Origin of the sequence: Sporolituus thermophilus DSM 23256, from assembly GCF_900102435.1 — a bacterium.
Taxonomy (GTDB): domain Bacteria; phylum Bacillota; class Negativicutes; order Sporomusales; family Thermosinaceae; genus Thermosinus; species Thermosinus thermophilus.
The window spans coordinates 1-26,013 of record NZ_FNBU01000032.1; the positions used below are offsets into that span (position 1 = coordinate 1).

A 26,013-nucleotide genomic window follows, 5' to 3' on the forward strand; every position below is an offset into this window, starting at 1 on the left:
CTGCTCCTAGTACGAGAGGACCGGAGTGGACGGACCAATGGTGTACCAGTTATACCGCCAGGTGTACAGCTGGGTAGCTACGTCCGGAACGGATAAACGCTGAAAGCATCTAAGCGTGAAACCGGCCTTAAGATGAGGTCTCTCACAGTGAAGACTGGTAAGGCCCCTTGTAGAAGACAAGGTAGATAGGCCAGGAGTGTAAGGCGGGCAACCGCTTGAGCGGACTGGTACTAATCGGCCGAGGGCTTGACCTAAACAAGGCAAAATACTAAAATGCGTAAACAAAATCTTCTGTGCAGTTTTGAGGGAAAGTAGGAAACGGAAAGTGGAAAAGGGAAAATAGAAAGTGGAGAACGAAAGTTACCGCTTATCTGATGAACTCCCTTTCCGGTTACCATAACTACCACTTTCCGATTACCACTTATTACTTTCCCCAACAACATATCCGGTGTCGATAGCTACGGGGATCCACCTGTTCCCATACCGAACACAGCAGTTAAGCCCGTAAACGCCGAAAGTACTTGGCTGGAGACGGCCTGGGAGGATAGGTAGACGCCGGTTGACAAAGAGCACCTAATACTAGGTGCTCTTTTTGTATTGATATGGCCAAATAACGTGTTCCAAACAAATGCCTGCCCCTTTGAGGAGCAGGCATTTGTTATAATTAACTATAGACGACCGCTGCAGTTGAGCACGTTGCGGATTTTATGTTTTACCATATTCTTAATAGCTTCGCGCGCCGGTTTTAAATATTGACGGGGGTCAAAGTCACCAGGGTGAAGGGCAAGATGTTCACGGATAGACGCAGTCATGGCCAGACGGAGGTCGGTATCAATGTTAATTTTGCATACACCCATTTGCCCGGCCTTTAACAACATCTCTTCCGGCACGCCCTGAGCACCCTCGATATTGCCGCCATATTGGTTGCACTTGGCCACAAACTCAGGCAGCACAGTGGATGCGCCGTGCAGAACAAGCGGGAAGCCTGGCAACATCTTGCTGATTTTTTCTAGCCTCGCAAAATCCAGGGTAGGCTCTCCTTTAAATTTATATGCACCATGACTTGTGCCGATGGCAATGGCAAGAGAGTCTACACCTGTACGTTCGACAAACTCGACTGCTTGATCAGGGTCGGTATATGTAGCCTCCCGCTCGCTGACTTTGACGGCGTCTTCAACACCGGCGAGGCGTCCTAACTCGCCTTCCACGGTGACGCCGCGCTCATGGGCGTAATCAACTACTTTTTTCGTGAGGGCAATATTTTCCTCAAAGGGAAGCTTAGAACCATCAATCATGACCGAAGTGAAACCACCATCAATACAGGCTTTGCAAATTTCGAAATCTTCACCATGGTCAAGGTGGAGGCAGATAGGCAGGCCCGAATCTTCAACGGCCGCTTCAACCAGTTTCATCAAATAAATATGCTTGGCATATTTGCGGGCTCCGGCAGAAACTTGGAGAATAAGGGGAGCCTGTTCTTCTTTGGCGGCGTCGACAATACCCTGAATTATTTCCATATTGTTGACATTGAAAGCACCAATGGCGTACTTACCCTCATACGCCTTTTTAAACATTTCTTTTGAAGTAACGAGTGGCAAGCAAAATCCCTCCTATAACATAATTACCCAGTTATTATTATATCATATCGTAAGCAAAAGATAGAAAAAGTATATGCCATTAAAAAATATTACTCACAAAATTTGCTTTTTTGACGAAGTAGCCGAATTAAGTCAGTCAGATCAGGGGCCAAGGGGCTAGTTAACATCAAAACTTTACCTGTAGCAGGGTGACGGAAGGAGAGGCTGGCGGCATGAAGGGCTTGGCGTCTGATCAGGTCAGTCGCCCCTCCATAAAGATCATCACCCAGCAGCGGGTGCCCGATATGGGACATATGCACCCGAATTTGATGAGTTCGCCCGGTCAAGAGTTCCAGTTCGACCAAACTAGCCGTGGAAAAAGTTGATAATACCCGGTACAGCGTTATTGCCGGTTGTCCATCAGCTCTGACCATCCGTTTGATTATACTGTTAGGTTGGCGGCCGACCGGGGCATCAATTTTTCCTATTAGCGGAGATGGGATACCGGTTACAACCGCCAGGTACAGTCGTTTAAGGCCTTTAGCTCCGCCACCTGACAGAGCATGTTGAATGTGGGGGTGTTTCGCGATTGCGACCAAGCCAGAGGTATTACGATCAAGACGGTGAATAGGGTGAAAGGCGCCAAAAGCTCCCTTGCTTTGAAGGTAGTACAGAATGCCATGGGCTAAGGTGGGTTCAGCGGGGGCGGTTGTGGGGTGGACGAGGAGACCGGCAGGTTTGTTAACAATTAGCAGGAAGTCGTCTTCATACACAATATGGAGCGGCATCTTCAGCGGTGTTATGCGACTTTCGTCGCCATAATCGATGATAATTTCATCGCCGGGCGAGACCGGCGTTTGAAAGCTATTGACAGGATGGCCATTTATTAAGACCTGCCCTTGGCGTTTGATTTTTCGCCACTGGGTAAGCGATATTCCCGCCGACTTGAGGAAATCCCGCACCGACGTAGCAGTCGTTGCGAAAGGAACGGTTAATTTGAACATAATGACTCCTAATGCACTTAATAGTTATTTCTTATTTTCTCCGCATTTAGAGCAATATCCTTGCAAAAAAATAACTGCCTTTGTGGCAGTCAACACTATAGGGCTCTTTGCATCATGGCAATTAGGTTGGCCATATGATCGCGTTCCATGGCCATAGATTCTTTCCAATAATCGCTCATAGGACTACCGCGCAACCCCCATAAATAGTACATACGGCGGTGGCGACGTATCAGCGCCAGTAGCAGGAAGGTGAGCAGCACAGCGCTTAAATCAAACTGGCAGTCGGCATCTTCCAAGTCGTCAGCGTCGCGCATTTTCATACCGTACTTGTTCATGGCATTGGCCATGGCATCATCGTGCATGGTAATCATATGCATTACATCAAGATAAGCGTGCCAATGGTTCTCTACCATTTCCATGAGGTTGTCGCGCATAGTGCCTGTCGCCTGTTCCATGGCGTCAAGAGCAGTATGCAATAATTCCAACTGCTCAATGGCTTCCTGGTGAAGAAGCCGCATATGATCGACATCCATGGCCAGAGGCTTACGCTCACGCCATTTTCGCATGGGCATCAATCCTCCTTTCCGGGGGACTTACCACATTCTATGCAGTGAGGGCACAGAGCGCGCTAGTCGCAATACGGTCTCTTTACGATTTATATGGCGCGATGAACCGCAGCATCCTGAGCGGAATATGCATAGATACTGGACGGCGGCCCAGGCACACGTTGACAATGATAAAGTCACAGCCTACATAGCATAGAGAGCCGCAAAAAGACTCGCGGCCGCAGATGCGAGCATCGACCGAGAAGATAATTTCGTCGCCCAACATGCAAAGGATTCGGTCTTTTAGCGTATCCATCGCAAAGTCCATCATTTTGTAGGGCATATGTTCATCGCAGACCATATCTTTCCCCGGGTACTCGCAGCATGGCTCATCATCAGGATACCAATGCGGATACTTTCTTTCCATATCTAATATCATCCTCCTTTATTTATATTTTGAAAAATGTTAAAATGGAAGGGGTCTATCTGCTACATCATATGCATGCTTGCAACATAATGCTACTGTCCGTAAACATTTTAGGGGGAGAGAAGATGCCGGGTTTTCTCCACTCTGAGCGCGTAGTCTATATCCTGTTGACGGCGACGGCCATCCTCTGGGGCGGTAATGCCGTGACCGCGAAATATACAGTCGGCGAACTTTCGCCAATAACAACCGCTTTTTTCCGGTTTGCCTGGGTGAGTATCATATTGATTGGCGTAACACTATATATTGAAGGTAAAAAAGCCTTGCCAACGGTACGCCAGTTGCCGTGGTTACTAGCTCTGGGAATGACGGGAATTTTTTTTAATAACTTTCTTTTTTTTACGGGGGTAAAGTATTCTACCGCCGCCAACGCCAGCCTGTTGGCGGCGGCGAATCCTGTCATCACCGCGGTACTGTCGGCCCTTTTTCTGCATGAAGGACTGCAGCTTAGGCAAGTTATAGGCATCGCCCTTTCCTTTGTCGGCGTTGGCATTGTCGTTACGAAAGGCTCCTGGCAGGTGCTGAGCAGCCTTTCCTTTAATTACGGCGACCTGTTACTGGCGGCAGCGCCGGTAAGCTGGTCAGTCTACTCAATTATCGGGCGCAAGGCCATGCGGGAGATGTCGGCCTTAAAGGCTACCGCCTGGAGTAGTTTGGTGGGGGCATTTGCTCTGTTGGCCATGGCCGTGCGCGAGGGTTATCATGGCGCTATCCATTTGTCTCTGCTTGGATGGGTTAACATGGTTTATATGATTATTGGCAGCGGTGTGCTGGCTTTTTACTGGTGGAATCAAGGCGTAGCAGTTATCGGGCCCAGTCGGGCTACGATTTTTACCAACCTTATACCTCTGTTCGGTATGGGTTTCGCGGCCTTTTTCCTGCACGAGCGGCTCGCCTGGCCGCAGCTGTTAGGAGCTGCAATGATTCTTGCCGGTGTCTGGCTAACGACCCAAGCGGGGGCGATTGCAGGCCGGCTGGTTGAAGTTGACAATGAGACTTAGGAGGGATAATATGCTAACCCTGGTGATTATCATTGTTGTTATCGGAATTGCGCTGTTTCTGATGATGCGGCCCCGTCGCACGCCGGAGACAATGTTGACTTCACAGCCGCAGTATGCCTCACCTGGTTACGGCGGCTTCGGTGGAGCGGGTGGTATGTTGACCGGGCTAATCCTCGGCTATCTGCTTAGTCAACATCTTATTACGCCTGAGCAGCATGAGATGTGGCGCAATATGAACAGCGACGAGTTGCGGGAAACACTGGCCGGTCATGGGATTTTAAGTGAAAGCCAGTTTGACATGCTAGTTGACCGGGCGAGTGCCGGCGACTTAGATGAAACCTATTATGCGGCGGCTGACAGTTTGGGCGATGTCGGTCAGGACTTTGACGCTTTCGATGATTTTGGCGGCGATAGTTTTGATGTTTAGAAATTTAAGGGAAGCGGCAGGAAAACACGCTGTGACCGCAAAATTATAATTGATATATTTTGAAGAGGGGCAACTAGTTAGTGAACATTAGTTATGCAGTTTGGGGCGCTTTCTTTGGCTGGCTGTTGATGCCTCGCTGGCGAAAGCACAGTTTGCGGGCACTCACGCCGCTTCTCGCCTATGCTACAGCATTAGCGGCCGGAGCAGCCGCTGCGTATTTTCTGCATATGCAACAGCAGGCGTGGCTTTTCATTATCGGCATGATTAGCCAGCTTGTGGCTTTTCTGCTCGCACGAGGCGCCCGCTCTATTTTGCGGAAAAGCAAAAATCGCTAGGATGGCGTTGGGTGGGGAGATGGCATGGATTTACTCAAATATGGTAACGTTATCTTACTAGGCTTTCTTGTGTGGCTGATTATTGCTCCACGCGCCGGCAGTCCACAATACGGCGAGTCTTTCTTAGCTTACATGGTGGCATTGCTTTTCTCGCTCGTTGGCAGTTCGGAAATTATGATGGTTAAACCGGTGGCGTTTTTCTTCACAATTGGCGGCGTGTTCGCTTTTTGTTATATTTTAGCCAGTTCCGCTATTCGCATTGGGTTTCGCAAATAATCTTCTTTAAAAAGGAAAAAATTAAACCGCTCGTCGGCACGAGCGGTTTAATTTTTTCAAGACGCTACACCTGTTCATTTTTCTGTTTAAGATCGTTAGTCAGTCCAAGCATGTCCAGAACCTTGAAACATAGACTGAGGACAATGGATACAACAGTAGCCAAAGCCATGCCTTTCATTGCTACCGATCCGACCGTAATTTGGGCGCCACTGACGCCGATAATCAAGACAACCGACGTTAGGATTAAATTACGCGCGCTGCTGTAGTCCACCTTAGCTTCAACCAGGATGCGAATGCCGGAAGCGGCAATGACACCGAACAGCAGCAGGGAAACGCCGCCCATAACGGGAACCGGAATACTCTGGATGGCGGCGGCCAGTTTACCCACGAAAGAGAGAACGATGGCGATGACAGCGGCAAAACCGATAACCCAGACGCTGTAAACTTTGGTAATGGCCATTACCCCGATGTTTTCGCCATAGGTCGTATTAGGTGTAGAGCCAAAGAACCCGGACAGCATCGTCGATAAACCGTTGCCCAGCAGTGAGCGGTGCAGACCAGGATTTTTTGCAAGGTTGCTACCGACAATATTGCCGGTTACAACAAGGTGGCCGATGTGCTCGGCAATGACGACCAGGGCAGCGGGGGCGATGATCGCGATAGCGCTGGGGTTAAATTCGGGGGTGTAAATAGGCGGTACGGCTAACCAGGGTGCTTTGGCAATACCACTCAGGTCAACCAGTCCCATCGCAAAGGCCAGCGCATAGCCGGCGGCGATGCCGATGAGGATAGGAATTACGGCCAAAAAGCCGCGGAACAGAACGGAACCGAGGATCGTAACCAGCAGAGTGAAAATGGAAACAGCGATGATTTTGGGGTCGGGATTCTTTGCCGTCAGTCCAGCCATTTCGGCCGCAACCGGTGCCAGCTCAAGGCCGATGACGGCGACGATGGCTCCCATGGCAGCCGGCGGAAAAACAACGTCGATCCATTTAGTGCCAATGAGACCGATACTAATGGCTACGAGGGAAAAGATAGCACCAACGGCGATGAACCCGCTTAGGGCGGCAGGATATCCGTATTGCGGCAACACAACGAAGACGGGAGAGATAAAGGCGAAGCTCGACCCGAGATAAGCCGGGATTCGGCCTTTACAAATCAGCAGGTATAAAATAGTGCCGATGCCGTTGAAAAGGAGAATAGTTGCCGGGTTAACCTTGAATAAAATGGGGACCAGGACGGTTGCGCCAAACATGGCGAAGAGGTGCTGCAGGCTGAGAGGAAGGGTCTGGATAATGGGAAGTCTTTCGTCGACTTGAATTTCGCGTCTCATATATTTTCCTCCTTTTGTACCTTTGGCACACAATAAAAGCCTCTTACCGGAGTAAGAGGCTTAAAGGTCACTAAGGCACAGTAGGCCCATTCTTATTGTGCACCTTATTAGTCTCTCCGGACTAATTTAAAGGTTTTTTTTAAAATTTATCATAAACCACGTCGTTTGTCTATAGGTTTTGGCGAAAAACTCTTACTCTCTATTAGCCTTTCCTTTTTTGTGAAAGATATTATTTTGATATAAAGAAAAATTATCAACAAAATAATGAAATTAATAATAAATTTTTATTAAGATTTTGCAGGAATTTTTTTAAGCACCGAAAAATATAATATACATACAAATCGTTCCAGCGAAGGAGGAATTTGTGCGATGAAATTTGCAGATATTGTACAAAGCGCGGACTGGAAGGCCGAAAAGCATGTCCCGGTAATCGACGCTCCGGCTACGGTCAAGGCCGGTGACAAAGTAGCCATTGAGGTGGGGGTAGGTAAAGAAATCGCCCATCCTAACACTACAGAGCACCATATCCGTTGGATTAAGCTTTATTTCAAGCCGGAAAACGGCAAGTTCGCCTATGAATTGGCCAGCTTCGAGTTTAACGCTCATGGCGAGTCGGTGGAAGGACCCAATAAGGGCCCCGCTTACAGTGAGCCCTTTGGTAAGGTAGTGGTAAAACTAGGCGGTTCCGGTACACTCCTCGCAACGGCTTACTGCAACATTCACGGCCTGTGGGAGAGTTCCCGCGAAATCAAAGTAGAAGCGTAAACTGTCAATTTCGCAAGTCTCGGCGCACCGCCGGGACTTTTCTATATTATTGAATACCCACAGGGTCGGCCGGACAATAACTTGCCGCTTTTAGGGGGAGAAAAATGTCCAAGCTTTACAAGCATGATGTTTACTGTAAAGAGGAATTTGTTCTCCTACAGAGAATATTAAATGGCGGCAATAAAACAAGGCCAAGGAGGATGAAAATGGCGCTGATTGTTAAAAAATTTGGCGGCAGCTCTGTAGCGACACCGGAAAAAATAATGGCTGTTGCCGAACGGGTAATAAGGGAAAAAGGACCTGAAGATAGAATTGTCGTGGTAGTGTCCGCAATGGGGGATACGACCGATGATCTCATTGACCTGGCAAGTAAGATTGATGAGTGCGCTGCCGGACGGGAGATGGATATGCTGCTGGCAACGGGCGAGCAGGTTTCGATTGCCCTCTTAGCGATGGCGTTGCAAAAGCTTGGCCATCCCGCCGTTTCCCTAACCGGGGGCCAGGCCGGCATCATGACCAGTCCGCACCACCGTAAGGCAAAAATTATTGATATAAAGCCGGAACGGGTATTGGCCGAATTAGCGCAGGGAAAAATTGTGGTAGTCGCCGGTTTTCAGGGGATAACGGCGTCAGGAGACATTACGACCCTCGGCCGGGGCGGCTCTGATACTACGGCGGTGGCCTTGGCCGGTGCGCTGAAAGCCGATGTTTGCGAAATTTTTACCGACGTAGACGGCGTATATTCAGCCGATCCCCGTGTCGTAGCCCATGCCCGGCGAATGCGGGAAATTACCTATCGCGAGATGCTGGAGATGGCCCGCCTGGGCGCGGTGGTTATGCAGCCCCGCGCGGTAGAGATGGGAAGCCATTGCCAAGTACCAATTCATGTGCGTTCAACATTCACTAACAAACCAGGGACAATTATCAGGGAGGGATACACTGTGGAAGAACGGGAATTTATAATCCGCGGGGTAACGCATGATACCAACGTTGTCAAAATCGCCGTACTAGGCGTACCGGACAGACCGGGAGTTGCTTACAAGGTATTTTCAGCTTTGGCTAAGGCTAATATTGATGTAGATATGATTGTCCAGAGCATCCGCAACGCCGATAAAAATATCAACGACATTGTCTTTACCATTGCGAAACCTGACTTGCCCCAAGCCAGGGCGATCATTGCCGAAGTGGGCAAAGAACTAGGCGTGCTGGGGATTGTCGTCGAAGAAAATGTAGCAAAAGTATCGGTCGTCGGCGCCGGCATGCTGGGCAGTCCCGGTATTGCGTCCACCATGTTTGGCGCCTTGGCTGACGCAGGGATTAACATTGAGGTAATCAGCACCTCTGAAATCAGTATTTCCTGCCTGGTGCGTGCCGATCGCGTCAAAGACGCTGTCAATGCCATTCATGCCCGCTTTTTCCCCGAAGAGCAGGAGACAAATTAACAAAAAACTTTAGTCAGCCTAACTTCAGCGCCTGGTATCAAGGCGCTTTTTTTAAACCCGATCTTGTTTACATAAAAATACTTATGTGGAAAGAATTATGGGCATACACCAACAATTAACAGCATTTATTTGAAATTTATGTGAAGGATTTATGTAAATCAAATAGAATTTATTAAGCAGAACAGAGCAGCTTATTAACGCATCGGACTGTGACGGCGGTAGTGGTTAAGGGCCGGCGCCACGGGGCGACAAGCGGATAATAAGAATAACCGACCTGCGATAAGCGGCGTGACTCATGGTGAGGAAACACGGACACTCATCGGCAAGTCCTCCGCAAGTGCAGCAAGGTTATTGGTTCCTGATTTCGCTTTTCAGCAGACCTTAACCCCCAAAAATCATTTAGGAGGACAAACCGTGAAAAAGAAACTTCTGGCTGCAACTGTGCTAGCCGCGCTCACGTTTTCCAGCGCTTCCGTATTTGCCGCGCCTGTTTTCTCCGGTGATGCGAATATCGAGTACAACAAAGATGAGGGCCAAAAGGCAACTCTGACGAACCGTATTCGGTTAGTCGCCGACGCCGACATTGTCGAAAACTTCTACATCCATGGCCGAATGGTAATGAATAATAATCTGAAAGGCGAAGATTCCAGCGCTGTTGGTAATCGCGGTACTGAAGCTGAACAAATTTACCTGGGAGCTCGCTTCACTAACCTTGACCTGAAAGTCGGTAAACAGCCTCTGTGGCTGGGCAAAGGCCTGCTGGCAGACGTCAACGGCATTTCCGGCGTTTCCGCCAATACGGTCATCGATGGTATCGGATTAGTTGGTTTCTTTGGTAAGGATGCAAAACAAGACGTATTCGCGGCCGATATGAACGCAGCCCTCGGCGCGGCCAATTTTGGCGCTAGCTACCTGAAAAAGGAAGACGTTAAGCGCTATGGCCTGAATTTCGACACTAAACTTGCCGAAAATACCGTTTTCAACTTTGAATATGTCAAAAATACCACTAACAAAGCCGACGGTTACCTGGCCGAAGTGAAATTTGGCAACGCCGTTAAAAAAGGCGACATTGACTATGCTCTTTCCTATCGCAATATCGAAGCAGACGCTATTGATGGTTATACTACTAACGGCAACTATATTGACTCAAAAGGTTTTCGGGTAAAAGCCAACTACAAAATTTCCGATGCTTCCACGCTGACTGTTTACCAAGATATTGCTCAAACCGAAAATGGCAACCAAGATAAAAACCGCACCAACGTTGAGTTTGTTGTAAATTTCTAATTAGCGATTGCTAATTTGCGGCGGCCCGCTTGTACGGGTCGCTCTTTTTTTACACCAATATTTACATTGTATTTGATTATTGGAATGCGGCCATGATATTAACGGGTACCAAATACTTTGAAATGGAGGTTTTGTCGAATGGCTAGGAGCAGAAAACCGGTAAATCCCAATGCCCAAAAGGCTCTTGACCAACTGAAGTTGGAAGTTGCCAACGAGCTCGGCCTGAAAGACTACCAGAACCGCTACAAAGGTGCCCTTACTTCCGCTGATAATGGCCGTGTTGGCGGCCACATGGTCCGCAGAATGATTGAAGCGCAAGAGAATAAGTTTACCGGCCAATAACGCCGCAGCTAGTGCAAAAGCAGGCTGTTTTCAGCCTGCTTTTTCCATACATAATAACAGTGGCTGGAAGGAACTTTCCAGCCATGGGAACATATATATTAAATCAAGTACATTCTGTATTTCTTTTTTGCATAATCTATACTCGAGCGTCGCCAACGATTTCCCGGGAAATAGGCAGATCGGACAACCGTAAAGCAGGAATTTGGCTGACATTGCCAGAATATCCATTAGGAATAAACAATTGGGGAGGAAAGAGTATGACAGTGAGTCTTGCTGCTTCGCATGCCAAAGGCAAATTCGGGTTGGACAAAATCATGGCGGCCAGCGCCGCCGCAAATAAGGCGATCACCCAATATGGACGTGATAATATCATCAATGCGACTATCGGGGCTATACTGGACGATGATGAAAACCTGGTGTGCCTGCCGACGGCGGAAAAAGTCTTTCGCACGCTGCCAATTACGGAAGTTATTAACTACGCGCCAATCAGTGGTTTACCCGAGTATTTGGAAGCTGCTATTGACGTCACCTTTGCCGCCAACCGGCCGGACGCTTATATCAAGGCTATTGCCACTTCCGGCGGTTCGGGCTGTATCCATCATGTTGTACACAATTATTCCGAGATTGGTGACACGGTTCTTACATCAGACTGGCATTGGGGTCCGTACAGTGTATTCTGCAAAGACGCTATGCGTAAGCTGGACACGTATGAGCTGTTTGACGCAGAACAAAAATTTAATATCCGGTCTTTTGCTGAAAAAGTGAAGGACCTTTTGGCTAAACAAAACAGCTTGATTATTATTCTAAACGCGCCTGCTCACAACCCTACAGGCTATAGCCTCTCGGACGACGAGTGGGACCAGGTGCTGGATTGCCTTAAAGAATATGCAAAAGATACGGCTAAACGCATCGTCCTGGTTATCGATATCGCCTACCTGGATTATGCCGGCGAAAAGAACGAGGCTCGTGCCTTCATGAAGAAACTCGGCGGACTGCCGCCTAACCTTTTGGCTATCCTGGCTTTTAGCATGTCCAAAGGCTATACTATGTACGGCCAGCGCACCGGCGCGATGATTGGCGTTACTTCCAGCCAGGAAGTGGCCAAAGAATTTGAAGACATAAACGGTTATACCAGCCGCGCCACCTGGTCAAGCATAAACCGGGGCTGCCAACGGCTGCTTGTCACTATTCACAAAGACAAAGAACTAGAAGTTCAGTTGGAACAGGAACGTAATTTCTATTACCGGCTGATCCAAGAACGTGCTGCTATCTTTACCCGTGAAGCCAAAGAAGTTAACCTTAACATGTTACCTTATATTGCTGGCTTTTTCTTGACCATTCCGGCCCAAAATCCAGACGCCGTCTGTGAAAAGCTCCATGAGGACAAGGTGTTTGCTGTACCGCTGGCCAAAGGAGTGCGTATTGCGGTCTGCGCTGTTCCATTGAAAAAGATAACCGGTCTGGCGGCCAAAGTGGCTAAGGCGATGGCGGCCGTCGAGTAAAAAGTGAACAGCTGCTTTTAAAAGTCGGGGGATAACCCGACTTTTTATTTTATGGCAAGCCACAATTTATCATAATTTTCCTTCACTGGCGCTTAATAAATTGGGGATAATAAATGTAAGGAGGCGATAAGATGGGATACCGCAATAATAACTGGGTTGACGATACTATCTGGGAATTTCCCCGTACCGGCTTTTGGCTTATTCATGTGCTTGGCACGGCCTTTGTGTTTCTGGCCGGCATGCGCTTTGCTTTGCGGCGAGCGCCAATCTGGCCGGTATTGGCCTTTCGCTTGTTTCGCCTGCTGAAGGGGCGCGGCTAATTTTCTTATAGCGCGGGTAATTCCAGCCCGCTTTTTTTATTTTTACAATTGTCTATCTTCGGCTCAATATATAGTAAATTGCCTTTTTTTCCGGTATACTGTTGATGGATAAGCAATTTTACGGGAGGATAGAGCTATGTTTAGCCTAAAACCCAAGGAGGACAAGTTCTTTGAGCTGTTCGCCGAGAGCACACGCATCCTGCGGCGGGGCGCCTACATTCTTAAGGATAGTCTAAATGACTACAATAATATTCAGGAAAAAATGGATGTCATGTCTGACCTTGAACACGAGGCTGACGAAATTAACGATGCCATTATTGACAAGCTCAACCGCACCTTCATCACTCCGCTGGATCGCGAGGATATTTACTCCCTGGCGACGATGCTCGACGATGTTGTCGACTTTTTGCAGGGAACGATTGAGCGCATGGTGTTGTATCGCACCGGGAAACCAACAGCCGGAGCGATCGAATTAGCCCGGTTGTTGGCCGATTGCACCGATGAACTTGTTAAAGCCTTCGATTTACTAAGAAATATTAAGGGTAATCAGCATAAAATATTAGACCACACGCGAAAAATCGTGGTGCTGGAAAGCGAAGGCGACCGCATTTACCGGCAGGAAGTTGCCCACCTATTTACCCATTGCGTTGACCCAATTGAAATTATTAAATGGAAAGAAGTGCTGGAACACCTGGAGGGAGCTCTCGACCATTGCGAGAGCATCGCCGATCTTTTGCGGGGCGTGGTAATGAAATATGCTTGATGTGTTGATGATTACCGTCGTTGTTCTTGCTCTTGCATTTGACTACATAAACGGCTTTCACGACACGGCGAACGCCATTGCCACTTCGGTATCGACCCGGGCGTTAACGCCCCGGGTTGCTGTCTGGCTGGCCGCATTTCTCAACTTTCTTGGCGCTATGTATAGTACAGGGGTAGCCAAAACGATTGGCGGCGATATTGTCAAGTCAGCCCAGATGGTCAATGAACCGATTATCATTGCCGCCCTGGTCGGGGCCATATTCTGGAATCTGTTGACATGGTGGCTGGGGATACCCAGCAGTTCGTCCCATGCGCTGATCGGCGGCGTCATGGGCGCGGTGCTGATGGCCCGCGGGGTTGATGCCCTAAAAGTCCAAGGGATTATAAAAATTGTCGCCTCGCTGATCTTTTCGCCGATCATTGCCATGCTAACCGGTTTGGTCATTATGATCGGCCTACTGTGGATTTTCGGCCGAATGGCGCCGTCGCGCGTAAATGCCGGTTTTAAACGAATGCAGATTTTGTCTGCGACGATGATGTCTTTCTCGCACGGTTCAAATGATGCGCAGAAAGCGATGGGCATTATTACGCTTAGTCTTGTCAGTGCCGGCTATCTTCCCACGTTAGAAGTCCCGACATGGGTTAAACTTGCTGCTGCAACGGCCATGGGTTTAGGGACGGCAGCAGGTGGCTGGCGTATTATTCGCACCATGGGCGGCAAAATCTTCAAGCTTGAACCGATCAGCGGTTTTGCTGCCGATTTGAATTCTGCGGTCGTCATCTTTGGGGCAACGCTGCTACATCTCCCGGTCAGTACTACCCATGTCGTGTCCGGCTCCATCATGGGGGTGGGTACGGCCAAGCGGATTAGTGCCGTACGGTGGGGGGTAGCGCAACAGATGGTCATGGCCTGGGTGCTAACTATTCCGCTGTCAGCTTTAGTCAGTGCTTTAACTTACAAAATCATTGCCGTACTGTTTCTTTAAGCCTGGTCGACGGGCTTCTTTTTTTACACGGGAGGGGCCAATGCAGAGCTGGTTGGGTTATTTTTTGGTGCTGCTAAGCGCGGTCGCGTTCGGCGCTTCATCGGTAATCATCAAGTTTACTTATTCAACGGGATTGGAACCGTTGCCGGTGCTGGTCATTCAGAATATTGTTGCCACTACGTTGGCGTGGTTATGGGTACTGATCACCAGGAAAAAGGCGGCCATCCCCCACGCACTGTGGTTGCCGATGGCCGCGCAGGGCGCAGTAGGCGGTTTTCTCACATCCATACTTTTTTATACGGCGCTGGATATTCTGGGCGCCGCGTTGGCCACGCTGCTTATTTTCACCTATCCGGCCTTTGTTGCCTTGTATAATAAATTATTTAGACAGGTAGCACTAGCCACTGAGCAGGTAGCCGCGCTGGTCATGGCTTTAATCGGGCTAATCTTCAGCGTCGATCTTTTCCATGCCCAGTGGACGGTCACTGACCGGTGGGCGCTGCTGTTAGGACTGGGTTCGGCTGTAACTAATGCCTTTCTTACCTTAAACGGCGAACGGCTGCTTGCGGTAGTGGACACCTTTGTTGTGACCGCCTGGTCTTTCACTTTTTGTACCCTCATGCTGCTCATCGTCTACCGGCCGGTCTGGCTGATGGCTATAGACCTGTCGGGCTTACAATTTGTCTTAATTTTCACCGGAGCCGTGCTTTTGTTGGCGCCAGTGGTTATCTATCTTGCCGGGCTGAGGCGTATCGGTGCCGGTATCGCTTCGATTGTCAGTACGGCCGAGATACCTATTACCCTGGCCCTGGCTTGGCTGTTTTTACATGAAACCATGAATGAGTGGCAAATATTCGGTGGGATTTTGATTACACTAAGTGTTGTTCTCTTATATTATTATGGCGACCGCCCTAACAGGTAGCTATTAGAGGAATTTTTTACACTGCCGCAAAATATCTTTTCATACACGCCCGTTTCAGGGTAAATTTGCGTGCAAGGAGGCGACCAGATGGCAGACTGGATAGAGGTTCGTTTTATTAATGGAGATAAGCGGCGATATCCCAAGGGAACTACGCTTTTAGCGGTAAGCCGCGAACGCGCCGCTTTTTATACCAGTCCTATTGTAGCAGCAAAAGTGAATAACGATATAAAGGACCTCCAAACTGAAATAAATGACGATTGTCTGGTAGATTTTGTTGACCTGAGCACGGAGGAAGGCATTCGGGTGTATCAGCGCAGTCTCGCCTTTGTGATGGTTGCCGCCGCCCGGGATTTGTTTCCCCATGGCGAAGTGACGGTAGAGCATTCCCTTAGCAAAGGGCTGTACTGCGAACTTAACATTGGTCGTGCGGTAACACCTGAGGACATCGCACGGTTGGAAGAACGGATGCGGCAGATTGTGGCCGAGGACCGGCCCATTGTCCGCAAAAGCTACCCGCGGCAGGAAGCTATTCGGCTATTTGAAGCCGCCGGTCAGACGGAAAAGGTCAAACTGTTGGGCCAGCTTAAGCGTGAACGGGTAAGTATTTACTACTGTGGCGACGTATATGATTATTTTTACGGGACGATGGCACCTTCAACCGGGTGTTTGCAAGTATTTGGCCTCTTGTTTCATCCCCCCGGGTTTTTGCTGCGGTTTCCGGCAAAAGAGCATCCTGATAAACTGCCGGAATTTGTTCCCCAACCGAAGTTGGCGGCCATATTCCAGGAAGCCGAGCAATGGGGGAAAATCCTGCGTTGCGGCTATGTTGCCACGCTCAATGACTGTATCCATAACGGGCAGATTACGGATATTATCCGCATTGCCGAAGCGCTGCACGAGAAAAAAATTGCCCAAATCGCCGATTTTGTGTCCGAGCACCGCCGGGAAGTACGCGTTATCCTGGTTGCCGGTCCGTCGTCTTCCGGCAAAACGACTTTTGCCCACCGGTTAAATATTCAGCTCCGGGTGAACGGGCTACGGCCGGTGCCCATATCGCTGGATGATTACTTTGTCGACCGGGCCCGTACGCCGCGGGATGAAAAGGGCGACTATGACTTTGAAGCCATCGAGGCCATCGATTTGGAGCTCTTTAATGAACATCTTACCCGGCTGCTCAGCGGGGACGAAGTGAAGATCCCATCGTATAATTTTGTAACCGGACAACGGGAATACCGCGGCCGCAAAATCCGGATTGATAAAGACCAGCCGCTTATCATTGAAGGCATTCACGGCCTAAACGAGCGACTTACCAGTGCCGTTCCCCGCGAGCAGAAGGTTAAGATTTATATCAGTGCCCTGACGCAACTTTCCATCGACAATCATAACCGCATTCCAACGACCGACACGCGCCTTATTCGCCGCATTGTCCGCGACAGTCAGTTTCGCGCCCATGACGCCCTCAAGACACTGCAGTTATGGCCGTCGGTGCGCCGGGGAGAAGAGCGTAACATCTTCCCGTTCCAGGAAGAAGCGGATGTCATGTTCAACTCGGCCCTCATTTACGAATTGGCCGTGCTAAAAAAATACGCCGAGCCCCTGCTTGAGCAAATCGGTCCTGAGCAGGAGGTATATTCCGAGGCGCGGCGACTGCTCAATTTCCTGGCGTACTTTGCCCCGGTCGATGATGATGAAATTCCGCTGAACTCGATCTTACGGGAGTTTATTGGTAAGTCTTGTTTCTATAAATAGGACTTTAGCATGACAAAAACGCAGCTAGCGCCAAACAGCAAAAGGCCCCCGGCGATTATGTGCCGGAGGCCTCGATTTTTATTTACGGTTAGCTTCAAAGAATTTGAGGGCGACTTCGGGGAAGAGGGCATAAGACAGGACATCTTCCACCGATGCGTTGGGGTAGCCTTTTTCCGCCAGTTCTTGGCGCAGGCTGTCCATTTGGGGTGGGATGTCATCGGCCGGGCGGTGGGTGATAATGGGCTCGTCGCCAACGATCATTTTGACAAATTCAGGGTCGATCGGTGCCGGTGTACGTCCATATTTACCACGTACCAAGTCTTTAACTTCCCGCGGAACAATTTTATAACGGCCAAGCATGACGTTAAAGGCTGCCATGGAACCAGTAATTTGGCTGGTGGGAGTAACGAGTGGCGGATAGCCAAGCTCGGCGCGGACGCGCGGCATTTCTTCCAGCAGTTCAGGATACTTATCAGCCATGCCCTGTTCTTTCATCTGGTTAAGGAGGTTGGATAGCATGCCGCCCGGGATTTGGAAGGTCAACACTTTGGTGTCAATATCGATAGCGGTATTCAACTTGAAGGTTTCCGCCAACTGCTTTTTCACGGCGCGGAAGTGATCGGCGATGGGGAAAAGTTGTTCTTTTTTGATGCCGGTATCGCGGTCGGTTCCTTCAAGAGCGGCAACAATCGCCTCGGTAGCCGGTTGGGAAGTACCCAAGGCAAAGGGCGAAAGGGCGCAGTCAATGATGTCTACGCCGGCTTCAATTGCTTTCAGGTAGGTCATGGAAGCCATTCCGCTGGTATAGTGAGTATGCAGATGGATGGGCACATTGATGTCGGCCTTCAAGGTTTTGACAAGATCGTAGGCCACGTAGGGGGCGAGCAAACCAGACATGTCTTTGATACAAATCGAGTCAGCACCAAGCTGAACCAGGTCTTTAGCTACCTTTAGGAAGCTCTCTTTGTCATGGTAAGGACTGATGGTATAGACAAAAGCGCCTTGGACATGGGCACCGGCCTCTTTCGCTGCCCGCATGGGCACTTCCAGGTTACGCACGTCGTTAAGGGCGTCAAAAATCCGGATGACGCCAACACCGTTCTCAACGGCACGGAAGACAAATTCTCTAACAACGTCGTCGGCATAATGATTATAGCCAAGGACGTTTTGGCCGCGCAGCAGCATCTGAATAGGCGTCTTTTTCAGGTGCTTTTTCAGGGTGCGCAGGCGCTCCCAGGGGTCTTCGTTCAAAAAGCGCAGGCAACTGTCAAAAGTGGCGCCGCCCCAGGCTTCAATGGCCCAGTAGCCGACATTGTCCAGCTGTTCCAGCACGGGCAGCATGTCCGAGATTCGCATCCTGGTGGCTGCCAGCGACTGATGGCCGTCCCGCAATACTGTTTCAACTATTTTTACAGGTTGTTTATTTGACATCGCTATCCTCCTTCAGTTTTCAAATACTTTACAAAAATAATAGCAAATTTTTGGATTTTTAGCCATATCATTCTCTTAACAATATGAAAAAAATATACTGTATACAATGCCACTGGGGGAATTACTACGAATTCCCCGTTAATTTGCGCGCTAACAATACAGACATCGGGCCTTCGCCGGTCAGCTCGGGCAACTGTTTGTGGCCTAAGCGTGCCAAAATGGCGTACACATGCGGGTTTTCTACCGGTGTTTGGGCATGAGAGACGCTGCCGTACCTATTGACATGCGCGGTCCCTTCTTCGGGAGGTATCAGCCGGCCCGGTCCGCCGACACAGCCGCCCTTGCAGGCCATACCTTCAATAAAATTTGCATCAAGTTGGCCGTTCTTAATACGATCCAGCACTTTTTGGCAATCCGGGATACCGTCGACTTTAACAGGTTTAAAGTTTTCCGCCCGTCGCGGCACAAGCGCTTTGAGCGTACTGCCGACGGCGCTACTTACGCCGCCGGTACGGCCATAAATCCGGCCGCCCCACGAAGCTTGGGCGTTTTCTTCGTCTGGCTGATCTTCAACGTTAATGTCTGCCGCCGCAAAAATGGTAGCCAACTCCTGGAAAGTGAGAACAAAGTCGATGGCCCCTTTTAGATCAGGAAGTTGTGCTTCCGATTTTTTGGCCACACAGGGCCCGATAAAGACGACTTTTGCTTCAGGCTGCAGCGCTTTGATGACCCGACCGGAAGCGATCATAGGGGAAACGGAAGGGGATATATGGTCGATTAGTTCGGGAAAACGGCTTTCAATTAACTTAATCCAGACAGGACAGCAGCAACTGGTAAGCATAAAATCTGTTTCCGTCTGGACGAAGTGGTCGTATTCGAAGGCTTCTTTCATCGTAATCAAGTCAGCATACAGAGCCGTTTCGACCATGTCGGTAAAACCTAGTTTTAACAGCGCGGAGCGCAGCTTACCCGGGGTAACATTTGGGCCAAACTGGCCGGCAAAAGCGGGAGCGACGGATGCATAAACGGGGTGGGAACGCTGTCGCAGGATTTCGATAAGCGGTACGAACTGCGACTTGTGGGCCAGAGCGCCAAAGTCGCAAACATCGACGCAGTGGCCGTCCCCGATGCATTTTTCGTAGTTGATGCGCAAGCGGCCAAGTTCGTCACGGGTAATGGCCGCGACCGGACAGGCCTTTTCGCAGGCACGGTCGCCTTCCGGGCAAGAGCGGCAGGCATCCGGGTTGGCGACAACCACCGGTTCGCTGCCCATGCCCATCAGGGCTAGTTCGTCGTCTTCCGTTAGTACGGCAGCGTCGTTATGGGGGTCAAGACCCATGGCAATTCGGATTTGGTTGGCCACCTGCCGCTGGGTTGCTTTGTCCTGGAATTCCTGCATGACAAGCCGGCAAATTTCTTCGCGTTGTTCAAACAGCTTGCCTTCCCAGGCTGCTTTCGCTACTTGGTAAAGAATGCGTGGTCTAATGTTCAAAGGTTTGGGCTGTTCTGCCATGTTTGCACCTCGTTTATAGTCAAATTTAAATTTAATGTTTGATAAGCTGACCATTTTTTCCTGTTGCGAAATTTGTCGTTTTTTGTTATCGTTATGTTGTTTTAGCAAGTGAAAGGAGGGTGGCGGGTGAGAAAGGGACAAGCAGCATCCCTGAAAAAAAATTTGGGCCTTGTTCCGGCCATAGCCCTGGTCGTTGGCATGGTCATTGGTTCGGGTATTTTCATGAAGCCTGGCAAAGTTATCGCCGCGGCCGGCGATTCGACCATGGGCTTGGTCGCTTGGTTGCTCGGCGGGGTAATTACCATGGCGGCAGGGTTAACGATTGCCGAGTTAGGGGCTCAAATCCCCAAAACAGGCGGGCTTTACGCATATTTGAATGAGGTGTATGGCAGGTTTTGGGGTTATTTGTTTGGTTGGGTACAGACACTCATTTACGGACCGGCTACATCGGCCGCTCTGGGGCTGTATTTTGCCGCACTGTTTATTCCTTTTTTCGGGTTAACGGAGCAATGGCGAGTGCCAACGGCAATTGTCACCGTCCTATTTCTCAGTGCTGTTAATGCCTTTGGTTCAAAATATGGAGGCTGGGTTCAATCTTTGTCGACGGTTGCCAAACTGGCACCGATTATGCTCATTGCCGTGGTCGGCCTTTGGAAAGGCGATGGACAAGTACTGGGGATGCAAAGTGGGCTGGCGGAGTCGGCGGGTATGGGCGCGGCTATTTTGGCGACGCTATGGGCCTATGACGGTTGGATTGGCGTCGGTTATATAGCCGGCGAAATGAAAGATCCTGCCAAGCAACTGCCGCGGGCGATTATTATCGGCTTAGGCATTGTTATGCTGGTCTACCTGTTTGTCAATCTGGCTATGCTCTATGTATTGCCGGCGGCGCAGATCGTAGCTCTTGGCAATCAAGCGGCCGGCGCAATAGCCGGACGGCTATTCGGTGAAATTGGCGGCAGACTTGTAAATATCGGCATTTTGATATCCGTTTTCGGTGCTCTTAACGGTTATATTCTTACCAGTGCCCGTGTCCCTTATGCCATGGCTTTACAGGGGCAGCTCCCCGGTTCGGGGTGGCTGGCACGGCTTCATGAGCGCTCAGGCACGCCCGTTAATGCTACTATACAACAGCTTTTTCTAACTGTCTTACTGATGATGTTGGGGGATCCTGACCGGCTTACTGACATCTCCATGTTCATTATAGAAGTCTTTTATATCATGGGTTTTATGGCTGTATTCCGGTTGCGCCGCAGCTCGCCGCTGCGGCAGCGTCCCTACAGTGTCCCCTTGTATCCCGTTATTCCTGGGGTAGCAGTCGCCGGTGCAGCTTATATCGTTATCAGCACAATACTAACCAATCCTATAGATACCCTCTACGCGCTGGGATTAACGCTAGCCGGCGTTCCTTTGTTCTGGCTTCTCAATAAGGGAGAAAAAGCGCCACAGCCGCTGTCGCAAACAGAGTGAACAAAACCGGAATTTTTCAGCTTATCTGGAATATTTGCCCGCGAAGCAAGGTCTTGTCCGTAATGTCGTCGTAATAAAAAATCCTGTGTCTTTTGCGACACAGGATTTTTTTTGATATCAGAAAGTATAAGTTTTTAATCGCAAAGTTCGTGAAGAGCGCGAAGCTCTGCAAAGGCTTTTTCTTTTTTGGCGCGACATGCGTCGCACCCGGTATACCCTTTGCAGCCTTAGCGTCCTTTACGGTTTTTTAAAAAAGGCGCGCTAGTGCTTTTGTTTTTTACAGTATTCCTGTCAGCGTGTGGAAGAGGATGACCAGAAATACCATTGAGGTTTTTATTACCGTCATTGCAAAGATATCGCCGTAGGAATCTTTGTGAGTGAGACCGCAAACGGCCAGCAGAGTGATAACCGCGCCATTGTGAGGCAGGGTGTCCATACCGCCGGAAGCCATGGAGGCAACACGGTGGAGGATTTCCGGCGACATCCCGATAGAGTTGGCCCAGGCCAGCCAGTCTTTGGCCATTAGGTCCAGGGCTATAGACATACCGCCGGAGGCGGAACCGGTAATACCGGCAAGGACGTTTACGGTAACCGCTTCGGAAACCAGCGGTGAACCGCCGATTTTAATACTCATGAGTGCAGACGATATTGATTTAAAACCAGGTAGCGAAGCAATTACGTTGCCGTAACCGACCTCAGAGGCGGTGTTCATAATTGCCAGCAGTGAACCAATGGCACCGGCATTGAGGGCTTTGGCCAGACCGCCTTGGGGCAGACGGTTGACGCCCAGGACGATTGCCAGCAGAATGCCGCAGACCAGGGCGATAATAAGCGACCAAATACTGATGACATTTTTAACCGCCGGGGCGACAAGCGGCAGTTTCATTGCCTGGAACGGAGCGAGCAGGGAAGGATCCCAAGTGAAAACACGGGTCATGATAAAATTGACTACTAATACAGTTAACAGGGGCAAAACAGCGACATACCAAGCCGGCAGATTCATGTCGTCCCGCTGCTCTGGTTCATTGACTGTATGGTTGCCGTATCCCTCACCGGCAGCTTGGGCTGCTTTGCGGCGGCGCTCCAGCCACATCATACCCAGGATAAAGATGGCCGTGCCGCCCAGAAGACCGCTTATCGGGGCGGCGTAAATATTGGTTCCGAAGAAATTAGTGGGAATAATGTTTTGGATTTGGGGAGTGCCCGGAAAAGAATCCATAGTGAAAGTAAAGGCGCCAAGCGCGATAGAACCAGGAATTAAGCGCTTGGGAATGTCTGCCTCCCGAAAGAGGGCGGCGGCAAACGGATAAACAGCAAACACAACGACGAACAGGCTTACGCCGCCGTAGGTCAAAACCGCTCCGGAGAGGACGACAGCGAGAATGGCCCGCTCTTTGCCTAGGCCTTTGATAATGGCATGGGCCACGCTTTTGGCTAAGCCGGTGTCTTCCATCACCTTGCCGAAAACGGCTCCGAGCATGAATACGGGGAAGAAAGATTTAATATAGGTTACCGCTTTGCCCATGAAAAGCTCCGTATAGGCGGGCATTAAAGGAAGGCCTGACATGGTTGCAGCTAGCAGTGCAAACACCGGGGCAAACAGAATTACGGAAAAACCGCGATAGGCAAAAAACATTAATAAAAACAAACTCAGAATAATCCCAATTACTTCCATGATAGTTCACATTACCTCCTGACTGTTGCCGTTTTTAGGCTTGCTTAATAGTACATTTGGTTTGTTCCCGAATAGAACAACCTTATCCAGGGATATTTGGTTAGGCTTGTCCTGTTTTCACGTGCACCTCCTTTTCGGCAAATTGCGGCATTAAATGACAACATGCAATTTTAATGCCAAAATGGAATTTACCTAAAATTATTAATATGTCATTATGTTCAGCATTTAACAAACGAGTAATCGACCAACAAAATGTCTATATAAACAGACAAATTGCGTACACAAAAATGTACACATGAATATCGTTGTATTTTTGGATGGAGAAACCACTGGCATTTTGCAAGATAACGCTAGTGTAGTCAGTATCGAATGCATTTTTAGTGTCATTCCGCTTTTAGTTTCGGTTAGCGGGTACTCGTAAAATACAGAATTTTATTCGGTTTTTCGTGTGTTCAACAATTGGGTCATACAAAACGAAATTAACTGTCCAAAATCAAGGTCATATGGCGAAGGGTTTCCGGCCTGTTATTGTTATTTTTTGATTTTTATATTTGGCATAATTTTTGCATGTTGTAATACGAACGAAATTTATTTTTAATACTTGGGGAGTGTGTTATAGTGGCAAAAATTATAACTACAGCTGAGGCAGCTAGCCTGATCAAAGACGGCGCAACCGTTGCCACCGGAGGTTTTGTTGGTAACGGACATCCTGAAGCGTTGACCGCCGCCCTGGAAGAACGTTTTTTAAAGGAAGGTGCGCCGCGTAATCTCACCCTTATCTATTGTGCCGGACAGGGTGACGGTAAAGACCGCGGTTTAAACCATTTCGGATATGAAGGTATGGTAAAACGGGTTGTCGGTGGCCACTGGAATTTGGCGCCTAAGCTGGGGAAACTTGCTGTTGAAAATAAAATTGAAGCTTACAATTTCCCGCAAGGCACGCTGACTCACTGGTTTCGCAATGTTGCTGGCCGCAAGCCAGGCGTTATTACTAAGGTAGGTCTCAACACTTTTGTCGACCCGCGGGTTGAAGGCGGTAAAATTAACGGCATAACGAAAGAAGACCTGGTCGAGGTCATTGAGCTTGGCGGTGAAGAATGGTTATGGTATAAGCCTTTTCCGGTTGATGTAGCGTTAATAAGGGGGACCAGCGCCGACGAGAAGGGTAACATTACCATAGAGCATGAAGCCGTCTCCCTGGAAATCCTGCCGATAGCACAAGCGGCCAAAAATTCCGGCGGCGTTGTCATTGTGCAGGTCGAGCGCGTTGTTGCCAACGGTAGCCTGAAACCCATGCAAGTCAAAATTCCGGGGATTATCGTCGACTATATCGTGATTGCCGAAAATGTCTCTCAGCATATGCAAACATATGCCGAACAGTATAATCCCGCTTACTCCGGTGAGATCCGCGTTCCACTGTCGGCTATTCCGCCCATGCCGCTGGATGAGCGCAAGGTTATTGCCCGTCGTGCCGCTATGGAACTTATTCCGAATGCCATAGTTAATCTCGGGATTGGTGTACCGGAAGGTGTTGCAATGGTGGCCAATGAGGAAGGTATTGGCGATACCATGACGCTTACCGTCGAGGCTGGTCCCGTCGGCGGCGTGCCGGCAGGGGGGCTGAGCTTTGGCGCGGCGATAAACGCGGAAGCCATTCTCGATCAACCTTATCAGTTTGACTTTTACGACGGCGGCGGTCTTGATCTGGCGTTTCTTGGCTTGGCGGAAACCGACCAGTATGGTAACATTAATGTGAGCAAGTTTAAGGGGCGTGTAGCCGGCTGCGGCGGCTTCATCAACATTACCCAGAACGCCAAGCGGGTAGTCTTCTGTGGGACTTTTACGGCGGGCGGCCTGCAAGTCAAGATTGCCGACGGAAAGCTTGAGATTGTTAATGAAGGCAAAGCCAAGAAGTTCCTTAAACACGTTGAGCAGATTACTTTTAGCGGCGCTTACGCCCAGAAAGTTAAGCAACCCGTTATGTATATAACTGAGCGGGCGGTATTCAAATTAACGCCGGAAGGGATGATGCTGACCGAAATTGCGCCGGGCGTCGATTTGGAGAAAGATATTCTGGCTCAAATGGAATTCAAACCTATCATTTCACCGGATTTGAAACTGATGGATGAGCGTATTTTCCTGGAAAAACCAATGGGCCTGAAATTTTAGCTGAAAAGAGTAAGCCCGGTGGGGCTACCGGATGGGGCATGGGAAACTAATCGACTCCATGATTCATGATGGTTTGTGGTGTGCTTTCAATGACTATCATATGGGAATAACGGCCGAAAACGTAGTGGAAAAATATGGTGTTACTCGGGAAGAACAGGACCAACTGGCTTTCGAATCCCAGGACAAAGCAATTAAAGCTATCGAAAGCGGCGCCTTTAAAAAAGAAATAGTGCCTGTCGTTATTAAAGATAAAAAAGGCGACAAGATCTTTGATACCGACGAATATCCCAGAGCGGGCACTACGGTCGAAAAGCTGTGCGCGTTAAAACCGGCGTTTAAAAAAGACGGTACGGTCACGGCCGGCAATGCTTCGGGCATAAACGACGGCGCTGCGGCTTTGGTGGTAATGTCGGCCGACAAAGCCAAGGAGCTTGGCATAAAGCCAATGGCCCGCATCCGTTCTTACGCGTCGGCCGGCGTCGACCCCAGCATCATGGGGATGGGCCCGGTGCCGGCGACGCGCAAAGCCCTCGCCAAAGCGGGACTGGTTATGGATGACATTGACCTGATTGAAGCCAATGAAGCCTTTGCCGCCCAGTTTTTGGCCGTGGGCAAGGAACTTGGCTTTGCTAAAGAAAAAGTTAACGTCCATGGCGGCGCCATTGCCTTGGGGCACCCGATTGGCGCCAGTGGCGCCCG

Annotated in this window: 24 protein-coding genes, 2 rRNA genes and 1 pseudogene; 19 read left to right on the top strand and 8 right to left on the bottom strand. The window is 49.6% G+C overall.

Annotated elements, in window-relative coordinates; genetic code table 11:
* Both BLQ99_RS13745 and rrf read left to right on the top strand, forming a co-directional pair.
* Window positions 1-254 (top strand): 23S ribosomal RNA (locus BLQ99_RS13745); the annotation flags it as partial.
* Between the two features lie 190 nt (window positions 255-444).
* Window positions 445-561, top strand: a 5S ribosomal RNA gene (gene rrf / locus BLQ99_RS13750).
* 107 nt (window positions 562-668) lie between these two features.
* On the opposite strand, the gene fba is transcribed toward rrf, so the two are convergent.
* The 4 genes from fba to BLQ99_RS13770 form a co-directional block, all read right to left on the bottom strand.
* Window positions 669-1,598 (bottom strand): class II fructose-1,6-bisphosphate aldolase, encoded by a 930-nt coding sequence (gene fba / locus BLQ99_RS13755; protein ID WP_093691952.1) that lies wholly within the window; start codon window positions 1,596-1,598, stop codon window positions 669-671.
* Window positions 1,599-1,687: 89 nt separating this feature from the next.
* Window positions 1,688-2,581 (bottom strand): RluA family pseudouridine synthase, encoded by an 894-nt coding sequence (locus BLQ99_RS13760; RefSeq protein ID WP_093691954.1) that lies wholly within the window; start codon window positions 2,579-2,581, stop codon window positions 1,688-1,690.
* A gap of 95 nt (window positions 2,582-2,676) precedes the next feature.
* On the bottom strand, window positions 2,677-3,147 hold the full coding sequence (locus BLQ99_RS15095) for a hypothetical protein (protein WP_216093675.1): 471 nt from the start codon (window positions 3,145-3,147) through the stop codon (window positions 2,677-2,679).
* A gap of 82 nt (window positions 3,148-3,229) precedes the next feature.
* Window positions 3,230-3,553, bottom strand: a complete 324-nt coding sequence (locus BLQ99_RS13770) for a hypothetical protein (protein ID WP_093691956.1) — start codon at window positions 3,551-3,553, stop codon at window positions 3,230-3,232.
* A 125-nt stretch (window positions 3,554-3,678) separates the two neighbouring features.
* Between BLQ99_RS13770 and BLQ99_RS13775 the strand changes: the two genes are divergently transcribed.
* From BLQ99_RS13775 to BLQ99_RS13790, 4 genes are all read left to right on the top strand, one after another.
* Entirely contained in the window at window positions 3,679-4,611 is a 933-nt protein-coding gene (locus BLQ99_RS13775; protein ID WP_171904696.1) for a DMT family transporter, read from the top strand.
* Between the two features lie 10 nt (window positions 4,612-4,621).
* Window positions 4,622-5,038 carry a hypothetical protein gene (locus BLQ99_RS13780; RefSeq protein ID WP_093691960.1) on the top strand — a complete coding sequence of 139 codons (417 nt, stop codon included), beginning with the start codon at window positions 4,622-4,624 and terminating at the stop codon, window positions 5,036-5,038.
* Between the two features lie 80 nt (window positions 5,039-5,118).
* Window positions 5,119-5,373 (top strand): hypothetical protein, encoded by a 255-nt coding sequence (locus BLQ99_RS13785; protein WP_093691961.1) that lies wholly within the window; start codon window positions 5,119-5,121, stop codon window positions 5,371-5,373.
* Window positions 5,374-5,397: 24 nt separating this feature from the next.
* Window positions 5,398-5,649, top strand: a complete 252-nt coding sequence (locus BLQ99_RS13790) for a hypothetical protein (RefSeq protein WP_093691963.1) — start codon at window positions 5,398-5,400, stop codon at window positions 5,647-5,649.
* 64 nt (window positions 5,650-5,713) lie between these two features.
* On the opposite strand, the gene uraA is transcribed toward BLQ99_RS13790, so the two are convergent.
* A complete protein-coding gene (uraA, locus tag BLQ99_RS13795) occupies window positions 5,714-6,982 on the bottom strand; it encodes a uracil permease (RefSeq protein ID WP_093691965.1) in 1,269 nt (422 codons plus the stop codon).
* 369 nt (window positions 6,983-7,351) lie between these two features.
* Between uraA and BLQ99_RS13800 the strand changes: the two genes are divergently transcribed.
* From BLQ99_RS13800 to BLQ99_RS13845, 10 genes are all read left to right on the top strand, one after another.
* Window positions 7,352-7,747 (top strand): class II SORL domain-containing protein, encoded by a 396-nt coding sequence (locus tag BLQ99_RS13800; protein WP_093691967.1) that lies wholly within the window; start codon window positions 7,352-7,354, stop codon window positions 7,745-7,747.
* Window positions 7,748-7,953: 206 nt separating this feature from the next.
* Entirely contained in the window at window positions 7,954-9,189 is a 1,236-nt protein-coding gene (locus BLQ99_RS13805) for an aspartate kinase (protein WP_093691969.1), read from the top strand.
* A 414-nt stretch (window positions 9,190-9,603) separates the two neighbouring features.
* Entirely contained in the window at window positions 9,604-10,473 is an 870-nt protein-coding gene (locus tag BLQ99_RS13810) for a hypothetical protein (protein WP_093691971.1), read from the top strand.
* A 138-nt stretch (window positions 10,474-10,611) separates the two neighbouring features.
* Window positions 10,612-10,815 (top strand): alpha/beta-type small acid-soluble spore protein, encoded by a 204-nt coding sequence (locus tag BLQ99_RS13815; RefSeq protein WP_093691973.1) that lies wholly within the window; start codon window positions 10,612-10,614, stop codon window positions 10,813-10,815.
* A gap of 257 nt (window positions 10,816-11,072) precedes the next feature.
* Complete coding sequence (locus tag BLQ99_RS13820; protein ID WP_093691975.1) at window positions 11,073-12,317, top strand: aminotransferase class I/II-fold pyridoxal phosphate-dependent enzyme; 1,245 nt, start codon at window positions 11,073-11,075, stop codon at window positions 12,315-12,317.
* 131 nt (window positions 12,318-12,448) lie between these two features.
* Window positions 12,449-12,637 (top strand): hypothetical protein, encoded by a 189-nt coding sequence (locus BLQ99_RS13825; RefSeq protein WP_093691977.1) that lies wholly within the window; start codon window positions 12,449-12,451, stop codon window positions 12,635-12,637.
* A gap of 136 nt (window positions 12,638-12,773) precedes the next feature.
* Entirely contained in the window at window positions 12,774-13,400 is a 627-nt protein-coding gene (locus BLQ99_RS13830; RefSeq protein WP_093691979.1) for a DUF47 domain-containing protein, read from the top strand.
* Window positions 13,393-14,385, top strand: a complete 993-nt coding sequence (locus BLQ99_RS13835) for an inorganic phosphate transporter (RefSeq protein WP_093691981.1) — start codon at window positions 13,393-13,395, stop codon at window positions 14,383-14,385. The genes BLQ99_RS13830 and BLQ99_RS13835 overlap by 8 nt, the downstream gene beginning before the upstream one ends.
* Window positions 14,386-14,425: 40 nt before the next feature.
* Entirely contained in the window at window positions 14,426-15,307 is an 882-nt protein-coding gene (locus BLQ99_RS13840; protein ID WP_093691983.1) for a DMT family transporter, read from the top strand.
* Between the two features lie 87 nt (window positions 15,308-15,394).
* Complete coding sequence (locus BLQ99_RS13845) at window positions 15,395-17,056, top strand: nucleoside kinase (RefSeq protein WP_093691985.1); 1,662 nt, start codon at window positions 15,395-15,397, stop codon at window positions 17,054-17,056.
* 78 nt (window positions 17,057-17,134) lie between these two features.
* Here BLQ99_RS13845 and BLQ99_RS13850 read toward each other — a convergent pair whose 3' ends face one another.
* Both BLQ99_RS13850 and BLQ99_RS13855 read right to left on the bottom strand, forming a co-directional pair.
* A complete protein-coding gene (locus BLQ99_RS13850) occupies window positions 17,135-18,487 on the bottom strand; it encodes a pyruvate carboxylase subunit B (RefSeq protein ID WP_093691987.1) in 1,353 nt (450 codons plus the stop codon).
* 124 nt (window positions 18,488-18,611) lie between these two features.
* A complete protein-coding gene (locus tag BLQ99_RS13855) occupies window positions 18,612-20,000 on the bottom strand; it encodes a [Fe-Fe] hydrogenase large subunit C-terminal domain-containing protein (RefSeq protein ID WP_093691989.1) in 1,389 nt (462 codons plus the stop codon).
* Window positions 20,001-20,126: 126 nt separating this feature from the next.
* Here BLQ99_RS13855 and BLQ99_RS13860 point away from each other — a divergent pair, with 126 nt between their 5' ends.
* Window positions 20,127-21,470 carry an APC family permease gene (locus tag BLQ99_RS13860; RefSeq protein WP_093691991.1) on the top strand — a complete coding sequence of 448 codons (1,344 nt, stop codon included), beginning with the start codon at window positions 20,127-20,129 and terminating at the stop codon, window positions 21,468-21,470.
* Window positions 21,471-21,747: 277 nt separating this feature from the next.
* On the opposite strand, the gene BLQ99_RS13865 is transcribed toward BLQ99_RS13860, so the two are convergent.
* Complete coding sequence (locus tag BLQ99_RS13865) at window positions 21,748-23,145, bottom strand: GntP family permease (RefSeq protein WP_093691993.1); 1,398 nt, start codon at window positions 23,143-23,145, stop codon at window positions 21,748-21,750.
* A gap of 618 nt (window positions 23,146-23,763) precedes the next feature.
* Between BLQ99_RS13865 and BLQ99_RS13870 the strand changes: the two genes are divergently transcribed.
* A complete protein-coding gene (locus tag BLQ99_RS13870; RefSeq protein ID WP_093691995.1) occupies window positions 23,764-25,314 on the top strand; it encodes an acyl CoA:acetate/3-ketoacid CoA transferase in 1,551 nt (516 codons plus the stop codon).
* Window positions 25,315-25,327: 13 nt separating this feature from the next.
* A pseudogene (locus tag BLQ99_RS13875) lies at window positions 25,328-26,013 on the top strand (acetyl-CoA C-acyltransferase); the annotation flags it as partial.